Here is a 16403-nt window from a genome sequence, read left to right as displayed (position 1 = left end):
GACAGGCCCGGCGTGGTGGACCATGCTCGCAGCAACGCCTTTTGAACGTTCATATGAACGATCCAAGCCAACACCGCCGACCCACCGGCCGTCAAGGGAGACGACAGTTGAGCCACCGGAGCCACGCCACCCGGGCGACCATCAACGACGTCGCGCGCGCCGCCGACGTCTCCCGGCAGACCGTGTCCAACGCGCTCAACAAGCCGCACCTGGTCCGGCCCGCCACCCTGGAGCGGGTCCGCGCCGAGATCGACCGCCTCGGCTACCTCCCCAGCCAGGCGGCGCAGGGCATGCGCAGCCAGCGCGCCGGGGCCATCGGCGTCGAGCTCAACGCGGTCCACCGCGGCGCCTCCGACGTCGCCCAGCCCTTCCTCACCGACCTGACCGTCGCCGCCCCGCGCCACGACGTGCACCTCGTCCCGTTCGCCCACGGCACGCGGTTCCCCGCCGTCGACGGCTACCGCGACATGGTCCGCCGGCGGCTGGTCGACGCCTTCGTGCTCTCCGACACCCACCTCGGCGACCCGCGGCCGGAGTGGCTGCTCGAGGCCGGCATCCCGTTCGCCGCCTTCGGGCGCATCTACGACCACCCCGAGCTGGGGTGGTGGGCCGACGTCGACGGCGCCGCGGGCACGGCGCAGGCCGTCGACCACCTGCACGACCGTGGGTACCGCACCGCCGCCTACCTCGGGTGGCCGCCGCACAAGGACGACTCCGAGGTGGCCGACGCCCGTCGCGAGGGATGGCTGACCCGGGCGGGAGAGCTGGGCACCGCCGGTCCCGAGCTGGCCTGCGAGCAGGACCTCGCCGACGCGACGCTGGCCGCCCGCACCCTGCTCGACCAGCTGGAGCCGGGCGACGCCGTCGTCTGCGCCTCCGACCTCATCGCGCTCGGCGTCATGTATGCCGCGGCCGCACGGGGGTGGCGCATCGGCCCGGACCTGGGGGTGGTCGGGTTCGACGGCTCGCTCACCGCGTCCCGGCACGGTCTCACCTCGCTCCTGCAGCCGCTGCCGGACATCGCCGATGCCCTGCTCGGTCTGCTCACCGACCAGCTGGCCGGAGGCGCCGACGACCCCGGCGGCCGGCTGCTGACCCCGACGCTGACCACCGGGCCGTCCACGGACCGGACCACGGCGGCGACGGCATACACCCCCCTCCCCGCACCGGGGAAGCGCCGGTGACCACCGGCGCTCGAGAAGGAAGGCACCTGTCATGAAGCGCACCCCCCGTCTGTTCGCGATCGCCGCGATCGGGTCCCTCACCCTCACCGCCTGCGGCGGCAGCGGGTTCGAGGACTCCGGCGGCGGTGAGGCCGGCGACTCCGAGGCCCCCGCCTCCGCCGAGGGTCCCGCCGAGCTCACGATGCTCATCGCGTCCTCCGGCGACGCCGAGACCGAGGCGGTCGAGGAGGCCGCGGCGGAGTGGGCGGAGGAGTCCGGCAACCAGGTCGAGGTCCGCGTCGCCGCCGACATGAACCAGGAGCTCGCGCAGGGCTTCGCCGGCGGCAACCCGCCGGACATCTTCTACCTGGACGCCGCCCAGCTGGCCCAGCAGGCCAGCACGGGCAACCTCTACGCCTACGAGGCCACCGACAACGACGACTTCTACCCGTCCCTGCGGGAGACCTTCACGTGGGACGACACGCAGTGGTGCGCCCCGAAGGACTTCTCCACCCTCGCGCTCCAGATCAACACCGCCGCGTGGGAAGAGGCGGGGCTGACCGACGAGGACATCCCCACGACGTACGACGAGCTCTCCAGCGTGGCCGAGCAGCTCACCGAGGGTGACCAGGTGGGTCTGGTGCTCTCCCCCGGGATCGACCGGGCCGGCGTGTTCGTCGTCGGCAACGGCGGCTGGTGGCTGAACGACGAGGGCACCGAGCCGACCGGGACGAGCGAGGAGGTGCTGGCCGGTCTGCAGTACCTGCAGGACAACATGGCCGAGGGACACGTCGCCTACGCCGGCTCGGTGGACGCCGGCTGGGGCGGGGAGGCCTTCGGCACCGGGCGCGCGGCCATGACGATCGAGGGCAACTGGATCCGTGGCGCGATGAGCAACGACTACCCGGACGTGGACTACACCGTCGTCGAGGTCCCCGAGGGTCCGGCAGGGCCGGGCACCCTGCTCTTCTCGCAGTGCTGGGGGGTCGCCGCGGCGTCCGACGCCCAGGCCCAGGCGGTGGAGCTCATCAACCACCTCACCGACCCCGAGCAGCAGATGGAGTTCGCCGACGCCTTCGGGGTCATGCCCAGCCGGCAGTCGGTGGCCGGGGAGTACGAGGAGGCCTACCCCGAGGACGCCCCCTTCATCGCCGGCGGGGACTACGGGCACGGCCCGGTCAACGCTCCCGGCATGACCCCGGTCGTCGAGGACCTCAACTCCCAGCTGGAGGGCATCACGAACGCCGACCTCCAGCAGGTGATGGAGTCCTTCGACACCAACGCCTCGTCCGCCCTGGACCAGTGAGCGCCGGGGACCCCCGTCGCCAGCAGGGTGCCGGGTGGCTGTTCGTCACCCCGGCCATCGTCATCCTGGGGTTGTTCCTCGTCCTGCCCATCGGCATGGCGCTGTGGGTCTCCCTCAGCGACTGGGCGGGGCGGGGCAGCCCGTTCTCCGGTGACGTCGCCTTCGTCGGGCTGGACAACTACAGCGCCCTCCTCGCGGAGCCGGGTCTGGCCCGGCAGGACCTCATGCTGTCCTTCCGCAACACGTTCTACTACGTGGTCGGGGTCGTCCCGTTGCAGACCGTGCTGGCCCTCAGTCTGGCGGTGCTGCTCAACAACCAGTTCCTGAAGGGGCGCACGTTCTTCCGGACCGCGTTCTACTTCCCGTCCGTGGTGTCCTCGGTCGCCATCTCGTTGCTGTTCCTCTTCCTCTTCGCGGGCGGCGGCGCGATCAACAACGTCCTGGGGTGGTTCGGGCTCAACGGGCCGAACTGGTTCCAGGACCCCCGCGGCCTCATCCACCTCCTCGGCGACGGTCTGGGGGTATGGAGCACGTCCTCACCGCCGGGGTGGCTCACCGACCCCACGGTCCTGGGGCTGTCGCCGTGGGAGTGGGTGGCGGGACCCTCGGTGGCCCTCTCGGCGATCATGCTGCAGGTCATCTGGACCACCGCCGGCACCTTCATGCTCATGTTCCTCGCGGCGCTGCAGGACCTGCCGACGGAGGTGGAGGAGGCCGCGTTCGTCGACGGGGCCAACAAGTGGCAGCGGTTCCGCAACGTCACCGTCCCGCACCTGCGCCCGACGATCCTGCTCGTCGTGACCCTGGGCTTCATCGGCACCTGGCAGGTCTTCGACCAGATGTACGTCATGACCCAGGGCGGGCCGGCCAAGACCACCCTCACCCCGGCATACCTCTCGTACCAGACCGCCTTCGACACCGGCCGGTGGGGTCAGGGGGCGGCGATCGCCTTCATCCTCTTCGCGCTCATCTTCGCGCTGACGACGCTGCAGCGGTGGATCCTGCGCGACAAGGACGAGCCGCGCACGAGCCGGTTCTCCCGGCGCAGGAGGCGTCGTCGCACCACGGTGCAGGACGAGACCCAGACCCAAGCCCAGACCTCGGGGAGGCTGTCATGAGCACGACCACGCGATCCCGGTCGGCGACATCGCCGTCGACCTCCGGCCCGGTCGGCACCCGTCGGCGCCGAGGCGGGCAGGCGGTGTTCTACGTGCTGCTCGTCTTCTTCGCCCTGCTCTACACCTACCCCTTCGTCATCCAGCTGGTCACCGCGTTCAAGACCAACCCCGATGCGACGAACAACGCACTCTCGCTCGTGCCCGACCCGGTCACGACGGACGCATGGGTCAGGCTCTTCGACTCGGACTACCCGACGTGGTTCCTCAACAGCACGATCGTGACCCTGTGCGTGACGGCGGGGCGGGTGTTCTTCTGCTCCCTCGCCGGCTACGCGCTGGCGCGGCTGAGGTTCACCGGACGGGGGGCGCTGTTCACCGGGTTGCTGGCGATCCTCGCGGTCCCGGGGATCGTGCTGCTCATCCCGAAGTTCCTCGTGCTCAACTACCTGGGCATCTACAACACCTACCCGGCGCTGTTCGTGCCCCTCATGGTGGATGCCGCCGGCATCTTCATCATGAAGCAGTTCTTCGAGACGATCCCGGTCTCGGTCGAGGAGGCGGCCCGGATCGACGGGGCCAGCGTGTTCCGGACGTTCTGGTCGGTGGTCCTGCCGATGGCGCGGCCGGCGCTCATCACCATCACGATCCTCTCGTTCCAGGGCTCGTGGAACGAGCTGGGCCACTTCATCATCGCCACGAACGACCCCGGGCTGTACACCCTCACCCGAGGCGTGGCGGGGTTCACGACGGGCGGGTTGGGGTCCGGTAACCAGTACCCCATCAGCATGGCTGCCGCCCTGCTCATGACCATCCCGACGGCTCTGGTGTTCATCGTGTTCCAGCGCTACTTCACACAAGGGGCCAACGCGGGCGCCGAGAAGGGCTGACCTCCCGCCCGGACGGCCGAGGGCCGCCACCCCGTGCGGGTGGCGGCCCTCGGTGCGTCCCGCGCCGTCAGGCGCCGCGGGACCGTGCGGCTCACAGACCGTCGACGCGGCTCTCCGGGGCGGTGAGGCCGGGGTTGTCCTGGAGGTAGTCGACCAGGTTGGCCAGGTCCTCCGGGCCACCAACCAGGTTGGTGCCCTCGGTGAAGGCGGTGAAGCTGTCACCGCCCTGCTGCAGGAAGTTCAGGGTGGAGACCCGGTAGGTCTCGCCCATCTCGAGCGCGACGCCGTCCAGCGCCATGTCGCTCACCTTGCTGCCCTCGGGCTGGCTGTCGTCCCAGGTGTAGGTGAAGCCCTCCGAGACGCCCAGGGCGAGGTACTGCCGACCGCGGTCCGGCACGTACTGCTGCTCCAGGACGGCCTTGATCTGCTCACCCGTCATGTCGATCGACACGAGGATGTTGCCGAACGGCATGACGTTGTAGGCCTCCTGGTAGGTGACCTCGCCCGCCTCCTCGTCGTTGCTGATCTGGTCGACGAGCAGGCTCGCGCGCACCCCGCCGACGTTCATGAAGGAGATCTGCGCACCGCCCTCGTCGGCGCCGTCGGTGCCGGCGAGGATGGAGTCGGCGACCAGGTCGGCCATCGGCGTCTCGATGCCGCGGTCGCCACCGGCGTCACCGGTGATGTCCTCGGCGACGGTGCCGACGACCTCGCCGGCGAGCACCTCGGCCCGGGCCACCCACTTGTCCACGACGGTGGTCATCTCCGGGTCGTCCGCGATGGACTGGAGCACCAGGTGGTTGTCGGCGTAGGCCCGGTCGCGGGTCACGTCACCGGAGGTGCGGGAGATGGTCAGCGCGGTCTCGGTGACCACGCGGCCGTACTGGTTGGCGCTGGTCACCAGCCGGTCGGCGCCGGCCGGGTCCGGGATCGAGCACACGTAGGGCTGGTGGGTGTGGCCGGTGACGACGGCGTCGATGGCCGGGTCGAGGTTCTCGGCGATCTCGACGACCGGACCGGAGATGCCCTCGCACTGGTCGTACGTGCCGGTCTGGTAGCCGCCCTCGTGCAGCAGCACGACGATCGACTCGACGCCCTGGCCGCGCAGCTCGGCCGCCTGGGCGTTGGCGGTCTCGACCTCGTCAAGGAAGTCGACGCTGGCCACACCACCGGGGCTGACCAGGGTCGGGGTCTCCTCGAGGGTCATCCCGATGAAGCCCACGTCCACGCCGTCGACGGTGCGCACCTCGGTGGCCGGCAGGATGGACTCGCCGGACTCCTTGTCCACGACGTTGGCGGCGAGCCACTGGAAGTCCGCGCCGTCGTAGGGCTCGTCGCCGAAGCACCCGCGCACGGGGTGGCAGCCGCCGTCCTGCATGCGCAGCAGCTCCTCGACGCCCTCGTCGAACTCGTGGTTGCCGACACCGGAGATGTCCAGGCCCGCGACCTCGAGGGTCTCCACGGAGGGCTCGTCCTGGAAGAGGCCGGAGACGAAGGTCGACCCGCCGATGAGGTCACCGGCGGCCACCGTCAGCGTCTGGTCCTCGAAGGACCGGGTCCGCAGGGCGTCCAGCGTCGAGCTGAGGTTGACCGCGCCGCCGACGAGGTTCTGGTCCGGGTCCTGCTCCTCGTCGAGCGTGCCGTCCTCCTCCTCGATGTGGCCGTGGTAGTCGTTGAAGGAGAGCATCTGCACGACGAGCTCGTCGACCCACACCGGCAGCCAGCTGTCGAGCGGCTCGGCGACCTTCGTCTGCGAGAGGGCCCCGTCGCCGCCGAACAGCACGAGTCCCTGCGGCGAGAGCCGGTCGAGCTCGGCGACCGTCGGCTCCGGCACCCCGTCGACCCGGCTGAGCAGCAGGGGTCCGCCGTGGTAGGCCGCGAGCGAGCCTCCGGCGAGCGCGTCCGGGTAGTCCTGGCCGCTCGCGAGGTAGGACACCGAGTCGTACTCGTAGGACTCGGCCAGGGCGGCGGCGGTCTCGTAGCGGTTCGTGCCGAAGACTCGGGTGGTGTCGGGCACCAGCTCGGTGACGGCGCCGACGACGTCCTCGGAGACGGCACCGGACCCCCCGAGGACGACGACCGACTGCGGCTGCAGCGCGGCGATGACCTCGGCGGTGCTGGGGCGCAGCTCGTCCGGGTCGGTGAGCAGCAGGGGCGCGCCCTCGCGGCCCGCCCGGGCACCACCGGTCAGGGCGTCCGGGAAGTCGGTGCCGGTCGCCAGGTAGAGCACCGGGAGGCCGGTCGGGAAGAGCGCGGAGATCGCGGCGGAGGTCTCGTACCGGTCGTCACCCGCGACCCGCACCACCTCGGCCCCGAAGCCCTGCAGCTGGGTCTCGACCGTGCCGGAGATGGCCCCGGGGCCGCCCACGACGAGGATCTGGCTCGGGGCCAGGTCGGTGAGCGCCTCGGCGGTGGCGCTGGGCAGCGCGTCCTGCTTGGTGAGCAGCATCGGCACCGGCAGACCGGCGGCCTCGGTGTTGTCCGGGGCGGACAGCCCGGGCGCCGCGCCCGCGGAGCCCGCCGGCATCTGGGCGCTCAGGGCGTCCGGGAAGGACTGCCCGGACGCGATGACGACGGTGTCCGTCGCCTCGGCGGGGAAGGCCCGGGCGATCTCGGCGGCGGTCTCGTAGCGGTCGGTGCCCGCGATGCGGTGCACCTCGGTCGGGTCCTCGATCTCGGGAGCCGTGGGCAGGCTGGGCGCGCTCGTCGCGGCGGCGGCACCGCCACCGACGAGGGCGACCGCCGCGCCGACGGCCACGAGGCCTCGACGTGCGGAGGGGGTTCGTGGGGACATGCGTGGTGTTCTCCTCATGAGGGTGTCCGTCGCAGGTTCCTCGGCGAACCCGCCGGGAGCAACGTAGCCCATCGTGGACGTGCCCCACCTGACGAGAAGGTCACGGTCCGGTGAACCCCGGTGGTCGCGGCGGGATGAGCGGTGAGGCGCACGTGGTTCAGGTGGTTCATGTGACGTATGTGGTGCGACGGATGACGAGTTGGTAAAGAAGGTCGGGCGAGGGGTTCCGCGGTCCGGACCCGCGTCGTAGTCTTGTCACCAGCGCCGAGCCGTCCCACCGTGGTGGCGGTCGGCGCTCGTCATGTACACCTCAGGTCGCTGCGGCGCCCACGAGACAGGTCAGGGGTCAGCGGTCGATGGCAGGCACAGGGGGACGACGTCGGGGCGGGGCTCGCCTGCTCGCGACGTCGATGTTGACGGGGGCGCTCGCGCTGTCGTCGTCGCTGGCGTTCGCGGACGAGGAGACCACGCCGGCCGCTCCGGTGGCCGGTGGCGCTCAGGACGCGCCCGCCCCCGCCGGTGACGGCACGGACGCGCCCGCTCCCGCCGGTGACGGCACCGGCCCGTCCGCGCCCGCCGGGCAGGACCCCGCGGGCGGTGGCGCAGGCGACGGTGCCCCTGTCGCACCGCCCCCCGGTGGCGGAGGCTTCTGGCACAGCGGCTCGCCCGCCGGGGCGGCGACCTTCACCCAGCTGCCGCAGGACCCGGCCTACCCCGTCCCTGCGCCCCCGGAGAACGAGGACCTGCCGGTCGAGGTCGACGCCGACACGGCATACCAGAACCAGCTCTCGTGCGACCCCGAGGACCGGCCCGGCGTCACCGCCTTCGCGCTGCTGATCACCGAGCACTACGGCCGTGAGGGCTGGTCCGGCGCCCGCCCGTGCGTCGACTACATGAGCCAGCACCACGACGGCCGGGCCATGGACTGGGCCATCGACGCCTCCGACCCGCACGAGCGCCGCATCGGGGACGCCGCGGTCGCCTGGCTGACCGAGGACGACGGCGAGATGATGCGCCGCTTCGGCATCGAGTACATCATCTGGAACGGCCTCGTCTTCATGAAGGACGACAACGAGTGGCGGCACTACGTCGGCCCGAGCCCGCACACCGACCACGTGCACTTCTCCTTCACCTGGGACGGCGCGATGATGCGGACGTCGTGGTGGACGGGCGTGGCCGTGACCCGGCCCGACCTGGGGCCGTGCGAGGCCGTGGCGCGGGAGTACGCCGCGCTGCACACCTTCCCGCGCTTCGAGCCGTGCGCCGACCCGGCCGTGCCCGCGCCCGCCTCCGGGTTCGCCCGGGTGCGCCCCGGTGAGGCCGGTGAGGGGGTCGCGATGCTGCAGGGCGTCCTCGGGGTCGAGGCCACCGGCGTCCTGGACGGGCCCACCCGGCTCGCGCTCCTCGAGTGGCAGGACGAGCACGAGCTGCCGGCCACCGGGGTCGCGGACGCCCTGACCTACGCCGCGGCGCAGGGCCAGGAGCTGGGCGAGATCCCCGCCTCGGCGCAGGCCGTCACCCCCCAGAAGTGGCAGGTCTCCCCGTTCACCCCCTACAAGCGCACCACCCTCACCCAGGGCGACCAGGGTGCTGCGGTCACCCTGCTGCAGGAGGCGCTGGGCGCCGAGCCGGACGGCGACTTCGGGCCGAAGACGGCGCAGGCCCTGTCCGAGTGGGAGCAGACCGTCCCGGTGCTCGCCGAGCAGGCGCGCCGACGGGGCGAGGACGAGCCCGCCGTCGTGACCCCGCTGACCTGGCTCGAGCTCGAGCGGGCCGCGCACCCGACCATGGTGCTGCGCGACGTCGAGCTCGCCGAGGGCAGCCGCGACATCGGCGCGGACCCGGAGGGCGAGCTCGCCGCGCGGGCCGCCCTGGAGGGCAGCGAGGAGAGCCCCTACGCCGGGGGTGCGGTCGCGGTCCTGCAGGAGCTGCTGGGCGTCGAGGCCGACGGCAGCTTCGGCCCCCTCACCGCGAAGGCCGTCCTGACGGTCCAGCAGGAGGCCGGGCTCGAGGCGACCGGTGAGGTCGACGGACCCACCTGGGTGGCGGTCGAGGAGGCCGCGGTGGACGCCGGGCGCGTCGCCGGGGCTCCGGGGCTGGAGGCCCAGCGGGCGCGCGAGGAGGCGGCCCGGGAGAAGAAGGAGCAGCAGGAGCGCGAGGCGGAGCAGGAGCGCCAGCGGGCCCAGGAGGCGCACGACGCGGCCGTCGAGGACGCCGGGCGCTGACCGCGGCCGGCGCTGACCACGACGGCCGTGACCGACCGTCGACCCGCGCGGCGGGGCGACGGCGCGGGACGCCCGCCACGGCATACCGTGAGCGGGTCGGGCCGCGGGAAAGGGGAGCGATGAGCCACCGTCGACGACGTCACGGACGTGCCACGCTGGCCTCGGCGCTGCTCCTGGCGGTCCTGACGGCGGGTGGCCTGGCCGCCACGTCCGCCGCCGACCCCGGGGCCGAGGGGGACCCGGGCTGGGGTGAGACCGACGCGGCCACCCCGGGGGCGGTCGAGTGGTCCGGCCTGGGCCAGGCGCCCTGCCCGGAGGGCATGACGCGCCGGGTCAGCGTCGGTGGCTACGGCATGGACTCGGCGGTCCCGCAGTCGCGCTTCAACGACGGCTGGGGCCTGGTGTCGTCGCGGGACGGCTCGGCCGCCCGGTCGGTGGTCTCCTCCGCGGACCCCGGCGACCACTTCTTCCTGCCCTACGTGACCGTGTCGGTCGACCGCCGCACGATGCTCGCCCTGTCCACCCGGGGGACCCAGGGCAACTCCGCCTACACCCGCGCGCAGGTCAACTCGGTCGACCTGCGGGTCTACGCCGGGGACTCCTGGGACGGCCGGGTCTACGACGTCACGGCCGCGACGGACGACGAGGGCGGGGACCTCGGCACCTGGTTCGAGCACACCAGCCGGCGCGGCGTCACCGCCCGCTGGGACGTCGACAACGTCCAGCTCTACACGTGCCGTGACGCCCCGGTCACCCGCCTCGCCGGGACGGACCGCTACGCCTCCGCCGCCCGGGTCGCGGCGACCTACCCCGCCGGCGTGCCGGTGGCCTACCTCGCCACGGGGGAGAACTTCCCGGACGCCGTCGGTGCCTCGGCCCTGGCGGCCCAGCGCGACGCGCCGGTCCTGCTCACCCGTTCGACCAGCCTGCCCGGCGCCACCCGTGCCCAGCTGGACCGGCTCGCCCCGCAGCGCCTCGTGGTCCTCGGCGGGACCGGGGCGGTGAGCTCGACGGTCGCCCGGGAGGCGGGGGCCTACGCCGGCACGACGAGCCGGGTGACCGGCAGCACCCGCTACGACGTCTCGGCGGCGCTGGCCGCGGCCTACTCCCCGGGACGCCCGGTCCTCTACGTCGCCAGCGGCGCCAACTTCCCCGACGCCCTGGCCATCGGTGCCCTCGCGGGCGACCAGGGCGCCCCGGTGCTGCTCACCCCTCCGGGCGGGCTGCACCCGGCGGTGGAGGAGCAGGTCGCCCGTCTCGACCCGGGGCGGATCGTCGTCGTCGGTGGTCCGGGCGCCGTCTCCGACACCGTGCTCGGGCAGCTGCGCCGGCACACCTCGGGCTCGGTCTCCCGCATCACCGGCACCAACCGGTATGCCGTGGCCTCGGCCGTCGCGCGCCAGTTCGACACCGAGCCGGCGCGGGTCTACGTCGCCACCGGCACCTCCTTCCCGGACGCCCTCGTCGGTGCCGCCCGGGCGGGGAGCCAGGGGGTCCCGGTGGTGCTGACCCGTCAGGACCAGCTGGTGGACGACGCGCGGACCGCTCTCCAGGCCCTGGACGCGCGCCGCGGGGTGCTGCTCGGTGGGCAGGGGGCGCTCAGCTCGGTGGTCATGGACCAGGTCGGCGCGCAGGTCGGATGAGGAGGGACCCGTGCAGACCACCCACCGCCTGCTGAACGGCGACGGCGTGCGCGTCGACGTCCCGGACGCCACCGCCCTGCCAGGGGGCACCGCCCTGGCCGTCCTGGCCCTGGACGGTGCCGGCCAGCTCGAGGTCACCTCCGGCACCGAGCCCGATCTGGCCTTCTACCTCCAGGTCACCGGGACGGCCCTCGACCGGGAGGTCGCGCTGCGCGCCGGCCGGGTGCTGCGCTACGGCCGCCTCGGCGGCGACCCGCAGCAGGGCCTCGGCTGGTCGGTCGAGGTGAGCGGGCACCACGTCTACGGCTCGACCGTGCCGACGATGGACGTCGAGGCGCTGACCGGCTACCTCGCCGACGTGGACGTCCAGGCCGACCCGCTCGGGCCGGTGCTGACCCCGGCCGGGAGGACGAGCTGGTCGCCCTACCGCACGCAGACCCTGGCGCAGGTGGTCGAGCTGGCCGGGGCGGAGCCGAGCGAGGACCCGGGGACGGGCCGGCCGGGCTACCTCCTCGACATCCGGCGCGCCCGCACCGGCCAGCTGCAGCCCGGGAGGTCCTCCGGGGCCCCGGTGCGCGGTGGGCTGCTGTCCCGGGCCTCGGGCGAGGAGCGCCACCCCTACGCCGTGCTCGAGAGCGGCGACTTCGTGACCTACGGCATGCCGGGCAGCGAGGACGTCCTCGACGCGGTCGTCACCTCCATGGCACAGGTCGCCGTGGAGCTGGTCCGGTGAACGTGCTCGCGGCGGCCGGCGCGTGGGGGGTCGGCCTCGTGCTGCTCGTCTCCGGCCTGGCCCACACCCGGGCACCGGCCGCGACCCGGGCCGCGCTGCGGGCGCACCGGGTCCTGCCGGGCCGCTGGCACCGGTGGGTGGTGCCCGTGCTCGGCCCGGTGGAGCTCCTGCTGGCGGCCGGGCTGCTCCTGGGCGGGCTCGGTGTGCTCGACCGGGGCCCGACCCGCGCGGCTGCCCTCGGGGCCGTCGTGCTCTGCGGCGGCTTCGCGGCCTACCTGCGCGTCGTGCGTCGGGTCACCGCGGGGCAGGAGGTGCCCTGCGGCTGCGGGCTCGGCGCCACCCCGGTCACCCGCTGGAGCGCCGTCCGTGCCGGCCTGCTGGGTGCCCTCGCCCTCGCGCCGCTGCTCCTGCCGACCGGGCCGTGGGAAGCGGTCCCCGGTGCGCCGGTCTGGGCGCAGCTCGTCGTGGCGGTCTGCGGCGGGCTGGCGCTCGCCGCCGGCGCCGCGGCGCTGCCCGCCGCCCGCGCCGTCCCCGCCGGGCTCACCACGCTCTCCGGGGTGGCCCGATGACCTTCACCGCGTCCGCCCTGGTGCTCGCCTTCGTCGCCATCGCCCTGCTGGCCCTCGGCCTCGCGGGCCTGCTGCGGCAGGTCACCCTGCTCACCCGGCAGCTCGAGGGGGGCGGGCCGGGACCCCGCGGGGGCACGACCGGCGCGCGGACCACGCGGGAGCTGGTGGGTTTCCGGCTGCCCGACGACCTCGCCGCCGAGCTCGTCGACCCGGCGGCGCGGCAGACCCTCCTGGCCTTCGTCTCACCCGGCTGCAGCTCCTGCTCCCTCACCCTGGGCGCGCTCGCCGCCGACCCCCAGGTCCGCGACGGCTCGACCGCGCTGACCCTCGTCTCGGTCGGGTCGTGCGAGCCCGGGCTGGCGGATGCCGAGGGGGCCGCCCGGCTGCGCTGCCTGGACCGGGGCCGCGCCGTCATGGACCGGCTGGCGGTCCCGGCCACGCCCTACCTCGCGCTCCTCGACGGGTCGGGCACCCTCCGGGCGGCCCTGCTGCCCGAGGAGGACACCGACCTCGGCGGGTGGCTGCGCGCGAGCGGTCTGCCGCTGCGCCCGACCGGGGCGTCGTCGTCGACCAGGGAGGCCGACCCGTCATGATGCGCTTCGAGGACCTCCCGGAGGCCGACACCGGCCGGCTGCGGGACCGGCTGCGGCAGCGGCCGAGCCGGCGCGGCTTCCTGGCCCGGGTCCTGGGGGCCGGCACCGCCGTCGGGGTCGGGTCGTTGGCGCTGGTCAACCGGGGCGGCAGCCAGGTGGCGCAGGCCGCCTACTTCCTGGACTACACCGACACCTCGACCGGGCCGTGCGCGACCTACGCCCGCGACCACACCGAGAACGGCATCCAGTGCGGGCCCTCGCCGATGTGCCGCGACGGGTCCTGCTGCTGGAAGTACCGCTCCGGTGCCGGCAACGTCGTGGGCTGGCACAAGAACGGTCCCGGGGCCGACCGGTACTACACGCACCGTCCGGACGACTGCTGGGGTGGCGTCTACGACTCCTGGCACTGGAAGTTCAGCGACGGCCGCACCTACCGCTGCTCCGACGGCTGGACCTGCTCCGGGTCCGGCTCCTGCGTCGCGACGATCTGCCCGTGGGCGGTCTAGAGGACCCGGACCTGCCGGTCGTGGCCGACGCCGCGACCGGCATACCCCTGCGCCGCCGGTGGGCCGCCGACCCGCTGCCGCTGCTGCTCCTGCTCGCCGCGGGCGGTCTCGCCTGCCTGGTGCTGCTCCCCGTCACCGGTGCGCTGTGGGTCGTCCCCGCGCTCTTCGCCGTCACCGTGTCCGGGGTGGCGCTGTCCGGCTCCACCTGAGGCGTCAACAGCGCGTGGGCGCTGGTGGCCTCGGTCCGGGGCCGACATCGACAGCTCTCCCTCTGGGGAGCCTTCGCCACCGGGACGACCCTGGGCGGCGCCGCCACCGGGGCCGCCCTCGGTGTGCTGGCGGGGCTGGTCAGCCCGGTCCCGCCGCAGGTGCGGCTCGTGCTGCTCGCCCTGCTCGTCGCCGCGCTGGTCGCGCTCGACGTGCTCTCGGCGCGGCTGCCCCTGCCGCAACGCTCGACGCTCATCCCGCAGGAGGTGTTCCACCGCGGTATGGCGCGGGGCGGTCTGCGGTTCGGGCTCGAGTACGGCTGCGGCTGGCGCACCCTCGTCCCGTCCGCCACGGCCTACCTGGCCGCCGTCTTCGTGCTGCTCGTCGTGCCCCCGTGGTGGGTGGCCGTGGTCCTGGGGGCCGCCTTCGGACTGTCCCGGTCGTGGGCGGTGCTGCTGTGGATCGTCCTCGGGGCGCCCGGGTGGCAGGCCTTCCTCGCGGGGCACTCGCGCCTGCTCGAGCGGGCGGGCAGCGTGCTGGCCGGCGTGCTGCTGCTCGCGGCCGCCTGGGCGCGGCTGGGCGGATAGGGTGGTCGGCATGGCGCGTCCCCACATCGCCGCCCAGCTCGAGGACACGGTCCGACGGCGTCTGGGCGCCAGTCTGCGCCGGCGCGGCTGGCACGAGCGGCTCTTCGGCTACACCGGATACGGCACGCCCGACCGCGCGCGCGTCTTCAGCAGGGTCCTGCTGTCCCGGCACGAGCCGGACGAGTCCCGCACGGCGCAGACCCACGCGCAGGACTCGCTGCTCGACATCGCCCAGCGCGGCTGGCGGCTGTTCCTCACCGCACCGGCGGTGGGGGTGAGGGTGCACGTCCGGCTCGGGCAGGCGCAGGCCACGGCGCGCACCGACCGCGGTGGCTACCTCGACGTCGAGCTGCACGGGCACGGCCTGGGGCCGGGCTGGCAGGAGGCCCACCTCGACCTCGGCAACGGTGACTCGCTCACCGTGTCGGTGCTCGTCGTTGACCCGGCCGTGGAGGTGGGGCTCGTGAGCGACATCGACGACACGGTGATGGTGACGCATCTGCCGCGCATGTTCATCGCGGGGTGGAACACCTTCGTCCGATCCGAGCAGGTGCGCCAGGCGGTGCCGGGCATGAGCTCGATGTACCGCGCCCTGCTCTCCGAGGACCGCAGGATGCCGGTGTTCTACCTCTCCACCGGGGCCTGGAACACCGCGCCTGCCCTCACCCGCTTCCTACGGCGCCACGACTTCCCGGTGGGGCCGATGCTGCTCACCGACTGGGGCCCGACCAACACCGGGTGGTTCCGGTCCGGCCAGGAGCACAAGGAGGCCGAGCTGCGGCGGCTGCGCGAGGACTTCCCCGGGATGCGGTGGATCCTCGTGGGCGACGACGGCCAGCACGACCCGGTGATCTACGGCGAGTTCGCCCAGGAGCACCCGGAGGCGGTCGAGGCGATCTGCCTGCGCGAGCTGACCCCGGCCGAGCAGGTGCTCTCCAGCGGTCTCCCAGTCGCCACCGACGAGCTGTTCGGCAAGCGGGTCCAGGTGCCGATGCTCAAGGCGTCCAACGGGTTCGGCCTGCACCAGCTGCTGGTCGGGGCGCGCGCCCGGGTGCGGTCGGGGGAGCAGGGCTGATGCCCGAGCTGCCCGAGGTGCAGGCGCTGACGGACTTCCTGTCCGAGCGCGTCACCGGCCGGGTGGTCACCGACGTGGAGCTCGGCTCCATCGCGGTGCTCAAGACCTTCGACCCGCCGCCGGGTGCGCTGGTCGGGGCGCCGGTCGACGCCGTCCGGCGCCACGGCAAGTTCGTCGACCTCGACGTCGACGGGACCCACCTGGTCTTCCACCTGGCCCGGGCGGGGTGGCTGCGCTGGTACGACGAGGTCCCGCGCACCCAGGTCAGGCCCGGGCGCAGCCCGATCGCGCTGCGGGTGCGGCTCGACGACGGGGCCGGCTTCGACCTCACCGAGGCCGGGACCAAGAAGGGCCTGGCGGCGTACGTCGTCACCGATCCGGCCAAGGTGCCCGGGGTGGCCTCGCTGGGCCCGGACCCCCTGGCCGACGACTTCGACGAGGAGGCGTTGGCGGCGCTGCTGCAGGGGCGGCGGACCCAGGTCAAGGGTGTGCTGCGGGACCAGTCCATCATCGCCGGGGTGGGCAACGCCTACTCCGACGAGATCCTGCACGCGGCCCGGCTCTCCCCCTTCGCCCTGGCGGCCGGCCTCACCCCCGAGCAGGTCAGCACCCTCTACCAGGCGCTGCGCACGACCCTCCAGGCCGCGGTGATGGCGGCCGAGGGCAAGCCGGCGACCGCCCTCAAGGACGCCAAGCGGGCGGGGATGAACGTCCACGGCCGCGCCGGGGAGGCGTGCCCGGTGTGCGGGGACACCGTCCGGGAGGTCTCCTTCGCCGACTCCTCCCTGCAGTACTGCCCCACCTGCCAGACCGGCGGCAAGCCGCTCGCCGACCGTCGCATGTCCCGCCTCCTGCGCTGACGTCTCCGGTCCCGAAGGGCGCGACTGCACCGGGTATGTCGTGGGGTCGCCCTGCCGGGCGACACCTCCGCTGCAGTCGCGCACCACCACCCGACACGGATCAGGCCGCGCCGAGGCGAGGCGCACCGGACGTGCCG

General features: G+C 73.7%; 15 protein-coding genes. 14 read left to right on the top strand and 1 reads right to left on the bottom strand.

Features of this window, described 5'->3' with window-relative positions:
* The first annotated feature begins 107 nt into the window (after positions 1-107).
* The 4 genes from EUS26_RS13780 to EUS26_RS13765 are packed head-to-tail and all read left to right on the top strand — an operon-like array spanning position 108 to position 4474.
* Positions 108-1184, top strand: a complete 1077-nt coding sequence (locus tag EUS26_RS13780; RefSeq protein WP_165368630.1) for a LacI family DNA-binding transcriptional regulator — start codon at positions 108-110, stop codon at positions 1182-1184.
* Positions 1185-1215: 31 nt separating this feature from the next.
* Positions 1216-2469 (top strand): extracellular solute-binding protein, encoded by a 1254-nt coding sequence (locus EUS26_RS13775; RefSeq protein WP_130014399.1) that lies wholly within the window; start codon positions 1216-1218, stop codon positions 2467-2469.
* A complete protein-coding gene (locus EUS26_RS13770) occupies positions 2466-3587 on the top strand; it encodes a carbohydrate ABC transporter permease (protein WP_238148992.1) in 1122 nt (373 codons plus the stop codon). The genes EUS26_RS13775 and EUS26_RS13770 overlap by 4 nt, the downstream gene beginning before the upstream one ends.
* Positions 3584-4474: a carbohydrate ABC transporter permease gene (locus tag EUS26_RS13765; RefSeq protein ID WP_130014398.1), complete on the top strand. Its 891-nt coding sequence runs from the start codon at positions 3584-3586 to the stop codon at positions 4472-4474. Before EUS26_RS13770 ends, EUS26_RS13765 begins: the two co-directional genes overlap by 4 nt.
* Before the next feature lie 91 nt (positions 4475-4565).
* On the opposite strand, the gene EUS26_RS13760 is transcribed toward EUS26_RS13765, so the two are convergent.
* On the bottom strand, positions 4566-7268 hold the full coding sequence (locus EUS26_RS13760; protein ID WP_165368629.1) for a cell wall-binding repeat-containing protein: 2703 nt from the start codon (positions 7266-7268) through the stop codon (positions 4566-4568).
* 410 nt (positions 7269-7678) lie between these two features.
* Here EUS26_RS13760 and EUS26_RS17590 point away from each other — a divergent pair, with 410 nt between their 5' ends.
* The 10 genes from EUS26_RS17590 to EUS26_RS13710 all read left to right on the top strand — a co-directional run bounded on the left by EUS26_RS17590 (position 7679) and on the right by EUS26_RS13710 (position 16266).
* Complete coding sequence (locus EUS26_RS17590) at positions 7679-9493, top strand: peptidoglycan-binding domain-containing protein (protein WP_130014396.1); 1815 nt, start codon at positions 7679-7681, stop codon at positions 9491-9493.
* A 119-nt stretch (positions 9494-9612) separates the two neighbouring features.
* Positions 9613-11136 carry a cell wall-binding repeat-containing protein gene (locus tag EUS26_RS13750; RefSeq protein ID WP_130014395.1) on the top strand — a complete coding sequence of 508 codons (1524 nt, stop codon included), beginning with the start codon at positions 9613-9615 and terminating at the stop codon, positions 11134-11136.
* 10 nt (positions 11137-11146) lie between these two features.
* Positions 11147-11869 carry a hypothetical protein gene (locus EUS26_RS13745; protein ID WP_130014394.1) on the top strand — a complete coding sequence of 241 codons (723 nt, stop codon included), beginning with the start codon at positions 11147-11149 and terminating at the stop codon, positions 11867-11869.
* Positions 11866-12438: a MauE/DoxX family redox-associated membrane protein gene (locus EUS26_RS13740; protein ID WP_130014393.1), complete on the top strand. Its 573-nt coding sequence runs from the start codon at positions 11866-11868 to the stop codon at positions 12436-12438. Before EUS26_RS13745 ends, EUS26_RS13740 begins: the two co-directional genes overlap by 4 nt.
* Complete coding sequence (locus EUS26_RS13735; RefSeq protein WP_130014392.1) at positions 12435-13031, top strand: hypothetical protein; 597 nt, start codon at positions 12435-12437, stop codon at positions 13029-13031. The genes EUS26_RS13740 and EUS26_RS13735 overlap by 4 nt, the downstream gene beginning before the upstream one ends.
* Positions 13028-13537 (top strand): hypothetical protein, encoded by a 510-nt coding sequence (locus tag EUS26_RS13730; protein WP_130014391.1) that lies wholly within the window; start codon positions 13028-13030, stop codon positions 13535-13537. Before EUS26_RS13735 ends, EUS26_RS13730 begins: the two co-directional genes overlap by 4 nt.
* Positions 13525-13746, top strand: a complete 222-nt coding sequence (locus EUS26_RS13725; RefSeq protein ID WP_130014390.1) for a hypothetical protein — start codon at positions 13525-13527, stop codon at positions 13744-13746. The genes EUS26_RS13730 and EUS26_RS13725 overlap by 13 nt, the downstream gene beginning before the upstream one ends.
* A 24-nt stretch (positions 13747-13770) precedes the next feature.
* Complete coding sequence (locus tag EUS26_RS13720; protein ID WP_130014389.1) at positions 13771-14331, top strand: hypothetical protein; 561 nt, start codon at positions 13771-13773, stop codon at positions 14329-14331.
* A gap of 10 nt (positions 14332-14341) precedes the next feature.
* Positions 14342-15406, top strand: coding sequence for an App1 family protein (locus EUS26_RS13715; protein WP_130014388.1), 1065 nt, complete (start codon positions 14342-14344; stop codon positions 15404-15406).
* Entirely contained in the window at positions 15406-16266 is an 861-nt protein-coding gene (locus EUS26_RS13710) for an Fpg/Nei family DNA glycosylase (RefSeq protein WP_130014387.1), read from the top strand. The genes EUS26_RS13715 and EUS26_RS13710 overlap by 1 nt, the downstream gene beginning before the upstream one ends.
* The last annotated feature ends 137 nt before the right edge of the window (positions 16267-16403 follow it).

Origin of the sequence: Serinicoccus sediminis (genome assembly GCF_004153545.1) — a bacterium.
Taxonomy (GTDB): Bacteria; Actinomycetota; Actinomycetes; order Actinomycetales; family Dermatophilaceae; genus Ornithinicoccus; species Ornithinicoccus sediminis_A.
Note: the sequence above shows the minus strand (reverse complement) of the source record. Positions and strands in the feature narration are given on the sequence as shown.

Excerpts from the sequence above, each read along its gene's own strand:
- EUS26_RS13775 (WP_130014399.1), top strand. The coding sequence starts at position 1,216 with ATGAAGCGCACCCCCCGTCTGTTCGCGATCGCCGCGATCGGGTCCCTC.
- EUS26_RS13765 (WP_130014398.1), top strand. The coding sequence starts at position 3,584 with ATGAGCACGACCACGCGATCCCGGTCGGCGACATCGCCGTCGACCTCC.
- EUS26_RS13715 (WP_130014388.1), top strand. The coding sequence starts at position 14,342 with ATGGCGCGTCCCCACATCGCCGCCCAGCTCGAGGACACGGTCCGACGG.
- EUS26_RS13735 (WP_130014392.1), top strand. The coding sequence starts at position 12,435 with ATGACCTTCACCGCGTCCGCCCTGGTGCTCGCCTTCGTCGCCATCGCC.
- EUS26_RS13730 (WP_130014391.1), top strand. The coding sequence starts at position 13,028 with ATGATGCGCTTCGAGGACCTCCCGGAGGCCGACACCGGCCGGCTGCGG.
- EUS26_RS17590 (WP_130014396.1), top strand. The coding sequence starts at position 7,679 with ATGTTGACGGGGGCGCTCGCGCTGTCGTCGTCGCTGGCGTTCGCGGAC.
- EUS26_RS13750 (WP_130014395.1), top strand. The coding sequence starts at position 9,613 with ATGAGCCACCGTCGACGACGTCACGGACGTGCCACGCTGGCCTCGGCG.
- EUS26_RS13760 (WP_165368629.1), bottom strand. The coding sequence starts at position 7,268 with ATGTCCCCACGAACCCCCTCCGCACGTCGAGGCCTCGTGGCCGTCGGC.
- EUS26_RS13710 (WP_130014387.1), top strand. The coding sequence starts at position 15,406 with ATGCCCGAGCTGCCCGAGGTGCAGGCGCTGACGGACTTCCTGTCCGAG.